Annotated in this window: 8 protein-coding genes; 7 read left to right on the top strand and 1 reads right to left on the bottom strand. The window is 70.2% G+C overall.

Translation table 11 applies throughout. The features are described 5' to 3' along the window. Nucleotides 1-96: 96 nt before the first annotated feature. Nucleotides 97-1,230 (bottom strand): APC family permease, encoded by a 1,134-nt coding sequence (locus FL311_RS36875; protein WP_228557325.1) that lies wholly within the window; start codon nt 1,228-1,230, stop codon nt 97-99. Between the two features lie 968 nt (nt 1,231-2,198). On the opposite strand from FL311_RS36875, the gene FL311_RS36870 reads away from it, so the two are divergent. The 7 genes from FL311_RS36870 (at nt 2,199) to FL311_RS36840 (ending at nt 9,872) form a co-directional block, all read left to right on the top strand. After that, nucleotides 2,199-3,341: a hybrid sensor histidine kinase/response regulator gene (locus FL311_RS36870; RefSeq protein ID WP_141332371.1), complete on the top strand. Its 1,143-nt coding sequence runs from the start codon at nt 2,199-2,201 to the stop codon at nt 3,339-3,341. Nucleotides 3,342-3,363: 22 nt separating this feature from the next. Continuing rightward, the gene (locus tag FL311_RS36865) at nt 3,364-4,944 is read left to right on the top strand and encodes an ATPase domain-containing protein (protein ID WP_141332370.1); all 1,581 of its coding nucleotides are present in this window, start codon (nt 3,364-3,366) and stop codon (nt 4,942-4,944) included. Beyond that, the gene (locus FL311_RS36860; protein WP_141332369.1) at nt 4,941-5,303 is read left to right on the top strand and encodes a response regulator; all 363 of its coding nucleotides are present in this window, start codon (nt 4,941-4,943) and stop codon (nt 5,301-5,303) included. Before FL311_RS36865 ends, FL311_RS36860 begins: the two co-directional genes overlap by 4 nt. Nucleotides 5,304-5,960: 657 nt before the next feature. Continuing rightward, nucleotides 5,961-6,320 (top strand): hypothetical protein, encoded by a 360-nt coding sequence (locus FL311_RS36855; RefSeq protein WP_141332368.1) that lies wholly within the window; start codon nt 5,961-5,963, stop codon nt 6,318-6,320. Then, the gene (locus tag FL311_RS36850; RefSeq protein ID WP_141332367.1) at nt 6,317-6,661 is read left to right on the top strand and encodes an antibiotic biosynthesis monooxygenase; all 345 of its coding nucleotides are present in this window, start codon (nt 6,317-6,319) and stop codon (nt 6,659-6,661) included. The genes FL311_RS36855 and FL311_RS36850 overlap by 4 nt, the downstream gene beginning before the upstream one ends. A 265-nt stretch (nt 6,662-6,926) precedes the next feature. Further along, nucleotides 6,927-7,394: a hypothetical protein gene (locus tag FL311_RS36845; RefSeq protein ID WP_141332366.1), complete on the top strand. Its 468-nt coding sequence runs from the start codon at nt 6,927-6,929 to the stop codon at nt 7,392-7,394. Between the two features lie 81 nt (nt 7,395-7,475). Continuing rightward, nucleotides 7,476-9,872, top strand: coding sequence for a YfhO family protein (locus FL311_RS36840; protein WP_141332365.1), 2,397 nt, complete (start codon nt 7,476-7,478; stop codon nt 9,870-9,872). Nucleotides 9,873-9,938: the final 66 nt, after the last annotated feature.

The raw sequence follows: 9,938 nt of genomic DNA, 5'->3' as shown, positions 1-9,938 counted from the left end.
AGCGTGGCGACCTCCTCGGGCACTTCCAGCGTCACTTTCACCATGGCCGGGATTTCTCCCACGCCTCGGCCTGCTCCTGCCAACCCGCCCTTTCGCTCAGGCGATGCTCAGGATCAGATCCACACCCTCCGCGAACACCACGTAGTCGAGCAGCTCGCCGTAGGTCCCCGTGCCCGTCAGCAGGATGGCCCACGCGGCCTGGAAGATGATGGCCGCCGCCGGCGTGTGGTGGCGCGGATGCAACCTGGCCATCCACGGGAAGAACAACCCGTCCGCCGACATCGCCTGGTACACGCGCGGCGACACCAGGATGACCAGGTTGAGGAAGCCGAAGGTGGAGAGCGCCACGCCCGCCGTGATGAACGTGCGGCCCGCCGGGCCCAGGAGGTGCCCCAGCGCGTCCGCCGCAGGCGCCGTGCTCGCCGCCAGTCCCGCTGCGCCCAGCGTGCGCAGATAGGTGAGGTTCGCGAGCAGGTACACCCCCACCACGCCGATGACCCCCAGCAGCAGCGCGCGAGGCAGGTTTCGCTCCGGGTCCACCAACTCCTCCGCCACGAAGTTGGTCTGCTGCCAGCCGCCATAGCTGAAGAGCACCGGCACCAGCGCCGCGCCCAGCGCCAGCACGATGGAGTCCGGCGGCTCGGGCGCCACCGTCTGCACTGGCGCCGCCCCCGACAGCAGGAGCCCCGCGCCCACGAGCACCGCGAGCGCCACCAGCTTGAGCACCGTGAAGACGTTCTGCGTGAGCGCCCCCGGCCGCACCCCGAAGTAGTTGATGCCCGACAACAGGACGATGGCGCCGATGGCCAGCGGGAGCCGGTAGTCCGCCGGCAACCCCGTCCATGCCAGCGTGTAGTTGGCGAACGTCACCGCCACCGCGGCGATGGCGCCCGTGGCAATCATCAACAGCAGGCCCCACGCGTTGAGGAACGCGGGCAGCTCGCCGAAGGCGTCGCGCAGGTAGACGTAGCTGCCCCCGGCCTTGGGGATGCGCTGCCCCAGCTCGCCGTAGATGAACGCCCCGATGAGCGCCACGCCGCCGCCGAGCAGCCACGCCCCCAAGGTGAGCCCTGGGGTATGCACGCGCTGGGCGACTATGGCGGGGTTGAGGAAGATGCCTGAGCCGATGATGCCGCCGATGACGAGCATCACCCCCGAGAACAGCCCCACCCGCCGCGAATAGCTTCCACCCGACGACGCCTTGGCCTCATTCGCGGCAGGAGCGCTCATGGCCCCCGAGCATAATCCGGGCGCGAGTACCTCGCGACGAAGCTGCCGTCAAAGGGACCCATGGCAGCGGCACCCCCCCGCCACCTTCCAGTAGCAGCAGGTGGAGGCCTCGCGACAGGCCTCCTGGGTCTTGCCGGAGCACGAGCACGCGGAGTCCGAAGCACAACGAGAGGCGCCGCCCTCCGCGCACAGCGCGTCAACAATGTTCGCGCGGCACTCCGGGTCTGACTCAGCGTTGCATTTCGTATCGCCACAGTCCGCGTCCAACAACCCACAGCCCGAGAGGAAGACGGCCAGGAACAGCAGGGAGGCGAGAAGGAAGGAGTGCATCTGCCAGGCTCTACCGAAGCCTTGTTCTCATTCACATACCCCGCGAGGAGTAGAGTGTTCCCGACCCCTCCTGCGGTGGGAGGCATTGCCGGAGGAACCCATGTCGCGCGGGCTCACCTTGATGCGGCTGGCCGTGCTCATCCCCGCTGTCGGCGCGGCGGGCCCCGTGGACGACGCGAAGCGACGGGTCTCGCTCGAGGTCTCCGACGGTCCCCGGTGAGTTCGCTCCGGACGCCACCCTGGAGAAGTACCAGGGCCCGCACGGCCTGCGCCCCCAGTACCTCGCGGACACCGTCCGCGCTGCGCTGAAATGGCGAGAGGCCTCGGGACGGTCGTCGAAGCGGGCGTGTCCCGAGCGTGTCCTTCAACCTCATCGACTGGAACCGTCTCACCCGTGTCGGGACTGACGCCCCACACCGGCGCGCGTGTCCTGGGGACTCCAGGCGCGGGGGGACAACACCCTGGACGTGGCGACGGCGCCCATCGTCAAGGTGGAGGCCCGGCTGTAGCCGGCTCGCCGCCCCCATGAATCAGGCTTCTGGGGCGCGGCGCCAATGTCAGCCAGCGCACAGTCTTCCTGACCTGACGGCGTGCGTCGGGGCTTTTCGTTCGGGTGGTTCAGACACCATCTTCCAGGAATGGAGCCCCGCGCCGAATCCCCAGGACGAGCGAAGGAGGAGGACCGCGCGCGCGCCACCATCCTCAACGTCAATGACACGCCCGCGGTCCTCTACCTCACCAGCCGCATCCTCACGGTGGCCGGCTACCACGTGGTGGAGGCGACCAGCGGAACGGAGGCGCTCCGGCTGGCGGGCGGCCGTCCGGACATGGTGCTGCTGGATGTGCACCTGCCGGACGTCGACGGGTACGAGGTCTGCCGGCGCCTGCGGGCGCGCGAGGAGACGCGCGACCTGCTGATTGCACACCTGTCCGCCGTCTCCGTCAGCCGCGAGGACCGGCTGCGCGGGCTGGCCCAGGGAGCGGACGCCTACTGGACCACCCCCCTGGGTGATGACGAGCTGCTCGCGAACGTGGAGGCGCTCCTGCGCCTGCAGTCCCGCGCCCAGGCGGCGGTGCACGCGCGCGACGAGTTCCTGTCCATCGCGGCGCACGAGCTGCGCACGCCGCTGACGGCGCTCCGGCTCAACCTGGAGCGGCTGGTCCACCACCTCACCCGGGTTCCCGGTGACGCGGTGGCGCGGCGCACCGTGGAGGCGAGCACCACGCCCGCGCTGCGGCAGCTGGTGCGGCTGCAGCAGCTGTTGGACACGCTGCTGGACGTGTCGCGGGTGGGCAGCCGCAAGCTGCGGCTGGACATCGAGGTGTTCGACCTGGCCGAGGCCGCGCGCGAGGTGGCCGGGCGCCTGGCGATGTCGGCCCGCGCGGCGGGCACCGAGCTGTCCCTGGCGCTCCCCCTGGGGCCCGCGCTGCTCATGGGAGACCGGCTCCGGCTGGAGCAGGTCATCAGCAACCTGCTCGCGAATGCCTTCCGTTATGGGGACGGCAAGCCCATCTGGCTCACGGTGGAGGAGCACCCGGACGCGCTGTGGCTGAGCGTGACGGACCAGGGCATCGGCATCGCGAAGCAGGACCAGTCGCGCATCTTCAACCGCTTCGAGCGCGCGTCGAGCACGGGCCGCGCGGACGGCCTGGGCCTGGGCCTGTTCATCGCGCGGGAGATCGTCGTCGCCCATGGGGGCACGCTCAGCGTCGAGAGCGAGCCGGGCCAGGGGGCCACGTTCCATGTGACACTGCCCCGTCATCGGACGGCGGCCTACTGATGGATTGAAAGGAAGGCGTGTCGTGTCCTCTGAAGGTGGTGCCGGCGCGAAGAAGACGCTTCATCCTCGGCTGGAGACGGGGGTGCCCCGGCTCGACTTCATCACCAAGGGTGGGCTCATCAAGGGCGCCTCGTACGCGGTGCTGGGCCCCCCGGGCTCGGGCAAGACGGTGCTGGCGCACCAGATTGCCTTCTGGCACGTCAAGCACGGCGGCAAGGCGCTCTACGTGACGCTGCTCACGGAGTCCCATGCCCGCATGCTCGCGAACCTGGAGGGGATGTCCTTCTTCGACGCGAGCGTCATCCCGGAGAAGCTGCACTACATCAGCGGCTACCGACAGCTGGAGTCTGAGGGGCTCAAGGGGCTGTTGGAGCTGGTGCGGCGCGCGGCGCGTCAGCACCACGCGACGCTGCTCATCCTGGATGGCATGGACGTGGCGAAGGACCTGGCGCGCGGCGACTTGACGTACAAGCGCTTCCTGCAGGAGCTGCAGACCTTCATCGGCATCCTGGGCTGCACCACGCTGCTGCTGTCGCCGCATGACCCCACGGAGCTGCTGCCGGAGACCACGGCGGTGGACGGCATCTTCGCGCTGTCGCTCTGGCTGTCGGGGCCCCGGGCCGTGCGGGAGCTGGTGACGCTGAAGTTCCGGGGCAGCGACTCGCTCCTGGGCAAGCACGAGCTGGAGATCTCCGACCGGGGCGTCATCGTGCACCCGCGCACGGAGGTGCAGTTCGCCGACCCCGTGGAGAAGGTGGAGGAGGAGCGCGTCCGGATGGGCTTCGGCGTGCCGCGGCTGGACGAGTCGCTCCACGGGGGGCTCCTGTCGGGCTCCACCACGATGCTGTTGGGGGCGCCGGGCACGGGCAAGACACTGCTGGGGTTGCGCTTCCTGCTGGAGGGCGCGCGCCAGGGGCAGCCCGGGGTGTACTTCGGCTTCTATGAGACGTCCCAGCGGCTCATCGAGAAGGCCGAGGGCGTGGGCATGGGGGACTTGCGCAAGTACGTGGACGCGGGCCTCATCGAAATCCAGTGGCAGCCGCCGCTGGAGCACAACATGGACGCGCTCGCGGAGCGACTCCTGGAGCGCATCCACGAGCGGAACGTGAAGCGCCTGCGGCTCTTCGTGGACAGCGTCGCCGGCTTCCGCTCGGCGGCCGTCTATCCGGAGCGGATGAGCCGCTTCTTCTCCGCGCTGTCCCACCAGCTGCGGATGCTGGACGTCACCACGCTCTACTCGGACGAGACGGCCCTGTTCACCCCGGGCGTCGAGGTGCCGCAGCCGGACGCCACCGCGTACGTGGAGAACGTCATCCTGCTGCGCTACGTGGAGCTGCGCTCGCAGCTGTACCGGTTGCTCTCCATCATGAAGATGCGGGAGAGCCAGTACGACAGCGGCATCCGGGAGTTCTCCATCACGGACAAGGGCATCACCGTGGCGGACACCTTCGAGAGCGCGGAGGCGGTGCTGACGGGGCACGCCATCATGACCGGAGGCGGGCGGGACGTGCGGCGCAAGGCGCCCATGGGCGAGAAGGCGAAGCCGCGCAAGCGGCCCCAGCCGAAGGTCGGGCGCAAGCCCGCGCCTCGGAGGCGCTCATGAAGACGGTGCTGGTTGTCGACGACGAGATGGACATCGCGGACGCGGTGAAGTCCATCCTCGAGGACGAGGGCTACCGCGTGGTGACATGCGCCAATGGACGCGAGGCGCTGGACTGTCTGGAGGAGGTGCGGCCGGACCTCATCATCATCGACGTGATGATGCCGGTGATGAACGGGTTCGAGGCGCTGCGGGCCATCCGGCAGCGCGAGGAGTTCGCGGGGCTGCCGGTGCTCATCATGAGCGCCATCGACCCGTCGGTGCGTCCGGCCGAGTACGACTGGGCGGGCTTCCTCAAGAAGCCCTTCTCGCTCAGCCACCTGCTGGAGCAGGTGCACAAGCTGGTGCCGCTGGCGGCGTGAGCGGGACGACGGTGGCGGCCGGCCGAGGTGGGGCCGGCGCGCCACCTGAGGGGCGGCCACGCCTTGCTCCATGCCTTCATCGCCCGCCTCGTCTTGCTTTGAATGGGGGCCAGCAAGGCGCTCGCGAGCGGGGGCTGTTTTCACCGGATGTGCCAGGGCTTCCTGCTCTTGTACCGATGTGAGGTGAACGAGGTCCCCTCCCCACGGTGGGAGCCACCTCGTGCCGCCGGGCGGATTGCTGGGCAAGCCTTTGCCCCGAGGGCCGTGGGCTTTTGCCCAGCAGAATGGAAGAGGTCGTCTCATCGGGTGCGGCGCCGGTAACGAGGGGGCCCCCGCACCGTGACATGGAGGCCCGATGGGTTCCCTTCCGTGGGGAACCGGACCTCGTTGGAGGGAAGCGAGGGCCTCCGTCCGACGACGTTTCGGTGTGCGCCGAAACATGGCCCCGCGGCGGCGCGTAGAAGCGCATCCATGACGCCGCTCCATCCTGTCGCCGCCGCCACACACCCCGACCCATACCCGTTCTATGCCGAGCTCGTCGCGACGCGTCCCTTCTACCGGGACGCGTCCCTTGGACTCTGGGGGGCCTCCAGCGCCCGAAGCGTTCGAGCGGTGCTGACGTCCCCTGCCTGCCTTGTCCGGCCCCGCGCGGAGCCGGTGCCACGGGCGTTCGGCGCGCTGGCCTCTGGGGCGCTGTTCGGGCAATGGGCCCGGATGAACGACGAGCCGTTCCACGGGGTGGTGCGCCGGGGGCTCGGGGCGCTCATCGAGCGGTGGAGGGCCGCGCCCGGCGTGGACGTGCGTGCCCGCGCGCGGCTCTCCTTCGGCTGGGGCACGCATGTCTGTCCTGGTGAGCGCCTCGCGAAGTCCCTGGCGACGGGGGCCCTGGAAGTCCTGCTCGCCACGGACCTCGCCCGGCATCGCGAGGCCTTCGAGGACGTCCCCTTCCTGCCGTTGCTCAACGCGCGAGTGCCCCTGCTGCCCGCGCTCCGGCTCGCGCCCGAGGAGGTCGGATGATCGCCGTCATCTTCGAGGTCCAGCTTCGCGAAGAGGGGAGGCAGACCTACCTGGACCTGGCCGCGGGGCTGCGGCCGCTGCTCTCCCAAATCGATGGCTTCATCTCCATCGAGCGCTTCCAGAGCCTCTCGGATTCCAGTCGCCTGCTGTCGCTCTCGTTCTGGAGGGACGAGGCGGCGGTCGAGGCCTGGCGTCGACTCGAGGCCCATCGCGCGGCTCAGGCGCAGGGGCGCGACGGGGTCTTCCTGGACTATCGGCTGCGGGTCGCCAGCGTCCTGCGCGACTACGGCCTGTCGCGGCGCGAGGAGGCTCCGGGCGACAGTCGGAAGGTGCACGGCTGACGTCACCTGCCCCGAGCCCGGGAGCGCGCCGGGTTGCCCGGGCCAGGCGAGGGCTCCAAGCTGCGGGCACTGATGATGAACACACTCGAGCTGCGTGGTCGCACTTGACTCATTGGGGCGGCCCGCACCTATGTGATTGGGATTGAGCCTCGCCGCGAACTCGTGACGGTGAGAACTGTCTTCACTTGCGGTGGCGTCTGTCATATTTCGCGCGCCGCGCTCCCCCGAGCGCGTCATCCCATCCATCAACCGAGAGAGGCCTCCCATGAAGAGTCTGGCTGGATTCCTTGTCGTCGCCGCGATGCTGCTGACCGGATGTGAGCCCGCGCAGAATGATGCTCAGCTCCACGAGGCCCCCGCGTCGGAGACCGTCGGACAGCAGGAGTCGGCGCTCGGCGCCGGTGACTGTACGGTGAGCCTGCAGTGCGCCAATGGCGTGACGGCCTCGTGCTCCGGAAACAATCGTCAGTGTTGGCTCGACCCGGACGGGCTCGAGCAGGTGTGGTGCAATGGCAGCCCCTATGGCTGTCGCCTCGTGCCGGCGCCGTGCGGCTGCGCGCGGGACAACTGCTGCTCGGAGCTGTGCGCGCTGGACCCGGACTGTGGCACCTGCACGCCGGGCCGCTCCTGCACGTCCAACGCCCAGTGTGGTGGCACGCTGTCCGGACGCTGCAACGCCGTCACCCGCACGTGCACCTGCATCATCGGCGTGGACGCCGAGCGCGAGAACTGAGCGCGCGGCGGTAGCACCGCCTCCGTGAGGCGGTCTCGCCGCTGGACGCGAGCGGGGGGAGGGTGAACAATCCCGCGCTGGATGCCTCCCCCCGCTTCGCCCGAGCCCGCCGCCGGAGTCCGAGTCCCGATTCCGCGCCCGGCGTGGGTCGTCGTCGGCGGCGCCCTGGTCGTCACCTGCCTCTTCTTCTACCGGGCCGTCTTCAGCGCGCAGGTCTTCATCGCGCGGGACATGCTCCTGGTCTACGCCCCCTTGCGGCGCTACTGGGCGCAGCGGGTCCTCGGAGGGGACTTCCCCGGCTGGTATCCCTTCGACGGGCTGGGGCAGTCGTTCGCGGGCATCATGCTGTCCGCGCCCTTCCATCCGTCGCAGCTGCTGGGCCTGCTGTTCTCCACCGGCGTGGCGATGAAGCTCACGGTGCTGGCGTGTCCGCCGCTGGCCCTGCTGGGCACCTATGCGCTGCTGCGGCTGTACGACGTGCCACGGGGCGGCGCGTTCTTCGCGGGGCTCGCCTTCGCCTTCAGCGGACACCTGGTGTCGCTCACCAACAACCTGGCGTACCTCCTGGCGGCGGCCACCCTGCCCGCGGCGCTCTGGGCCGCCGAGCGTTTCCTGCGCGTCGCCACCCCCGCTCGCGGCGCCGTGGCCGCCTTCGGTGTCGCCAGCGTGCTGCTGGCCGGTGACACGTGGAGCTATGCCTTCGCGAACGCCTTCGTGTTGCTGCTCGCGGTGACGGGCCGGGGCGCCTTGCGGACTCGCGTGCTCCGCGCGCTGGGGCTCGTGGCGATGGGCGCGGGGCTGGCCGCGCCGCAGCTGTTCGCGGGCATGGCGGTGTTCGCGCACGGGGCCCCTGGCGCCAGCTCGCTCGAGGACGCACAGCGCTGGTCGCTGGACCCGTGGCGACTGCCGGAGCTCGTCCTGGGGCCCTACCTCGCCAATCCCGCCGTGGAGCGCGCCGTCCCCGAGGAACTCGTGAAGCCGCTCTTGAGCACGGGGGGCTTCTCCACGCTGTGGACGGACTCGGCGCTCGTCGGGGTGCCGGTGCTGGTGCTCGCGGTGGCGGGGTTGATGTTCATCCCCTGGAGGCGCTGGGCGCCGTTCGCGGCGGTGTGGGGGGTGGTGCTGCTGCTCGCGCTCGGGGCCGCGTTGCCCGTCTATGGGTGGCTGCATGACGTGCTGCCGCTGTGGCGGCCGTTCCGCTATCCGGAGAAGCTCGTCGCGCACCTGACGTTGGGGCTCGCGCTGCTCGCGGGCTTCGGGTGGAAGGCCCTGGTGTCCTCCGAGTCACGGGCGCGTCGCGCGGCCTGGGTGGCGGGCGCCATGGCCGTGGGGTTGCTCGCCGTGGCCCTCGCCGAGCGCCTGGGGGCGGTGTGGTCTTCCGCCTTCGTCGTCGCGCGTTGGCCCCAGGTACCGGCGGAGACGTTGCAGACGCTGTCGCAGGCGTTCAGCGAGGCCGGGTTCATCGCGGCGGGCCTCGCGCTGGGCTGTGCGCTCGTGTTGCCGGGGCTCGCGGGTTCGTCGCTTCGGGCGGGGGTGTTGATGGCGCTGCAGCTGGGCGCGGCCTTCACGCTGAACGAGCCGCTCTACATCCTCGGCTCGGAGGAGCTGCTGGACAGTCCCCCCACGCTCGTCGAGGCCGTGCGCGAGCACGCCGCGCGGACGGGAGACTCCACGCCCCGCGTCTCCTCTCGCCTCCAGCGCTTCCAGCTACCCCAATTCGAGGGCTTCGAGTTCCAGGACAGCGTGGCGTTGATGGCGCGCGCCTCGCTGATGCCGGACACGCCCGCGCTGTGGAACCTCGGCGCGGCGGGGGCGTATCTGCCCGCGATGAGCGCTCGCGTGAAGGGGCTTCAGCTCGACGCGCCCGCGCGCTTCACCCAGCTGGAGCCGCTCTATGGCGTGCGGTTCAGTGTGTATACGTCCGCGTCCTATGCGGGGCTGGAGCCCAAGCCGGGCAGGGTGTTCGCACGCGACGAGGTGTTCGAGCTGGTCCTCGTCGAGCATGCCGACGTCCTCCCGCGACTCTTCGTCGCGAAGCCTCGATGTGTGTCGGACGAGAAGGCCGCGCTCGGGCTCCTGGGCACGGAGGCCTTCCGTCAAGGTGCCTGGGCCGCGGTGGAGTGTGGCATGGAGCCGCTCTCCGCCCCGAGCGATGCGCCGCTGACAGGGCGGGTCCTCATCGAGCGCGACACCCCCGAGCACCTCGTGGTGTCGGTCGAGTCATCCGAGGACGCGGTGCTCATCGTCAACGATGCGTTCCAGGCTGGATGGACGGCGAGCGTGGACGGTGTGCCCACTCGGGTGCTCCCCGCGAACGTGGCCGTGCGGGCCGTCGCGGTGCCCTCGGGGCGTCACCAGGTGGTGCTGCGCTATCGGGTCCCCGGAGTCCTGCCGGGGTTGCTGCTGTGGGGCGTGACGCTCGTGGGGCTGGCGCTGGCCGAGGGCTGGCGTCGTCGGCGTTCTCCCGCTTTACGGTGAACGCTGTCCATGGGGTGAAGCCCCCGTGCGAGCGCGTCTGGTGAAGCCCGTTCGCGGCCCTCCCGG

Origin of the sequence: Myxococcus sp. AB025B (assembly GCF_006518215.1) — a bacterium.
GTDB lineage: Bacteria > Myxococcota > Myxococcia > Myxococcales > Myxococcaceae > Myxococcus > Myxococcus fulvus.
This window is presented reverse-complemented; position numbering and strand designations above follow the sequence as displayed.

What these genes read in the sequence shown, in the direction of transcription:
- FL311_RS36875 (WP_228557325.1), bottom strand. Translation starts at nt 1,230, where the DNA reads ATGAGCGCTCCTGCCGCGAATGAGGCCAAGGCGTCGTCGGGTGGAAGC.
- FL311_RS36870 (WP_141332371.1), top strand. Translation starts at nt 2,199, where the DNA reads ATGGAGCCCCGCGCCGAATCCCCAGGACGAGCGAAGGAGGAGGACCGC.
- FL311_RS36860 (WP_141332369.1), top strand. Translation starts at nt 4,941, where the DNA reads ATGAAGACGGTGCTGGTTGTCGACGACGAGATGGACATCGCGGACGCG.
- FL311_RS36850 (WP_141332367.1), top strand. Translation starts at nt 6,317, where the DNA reads ATGATCGCCGTCATCTTCGAGGTCCAGCTTCGCGAAGAGGGGAGGCAG.
- FL311_RS36845 (WP_141332366.1), top strand. Translation starts at nt 6,927, where the DNA reads ATGAAGAGTCTGGCTGGATTCCTTGTCGTCGCCGCGATGCTGCTGACC.
- FL311_RS36840 (WP_141332365.1), top strand. Translation starts at nt 7,476, where the DNA reads ATGCCTCCCCCCGCTTCGCCCGAGCCCGCCGCCGGAGTCCGAGTCCCG.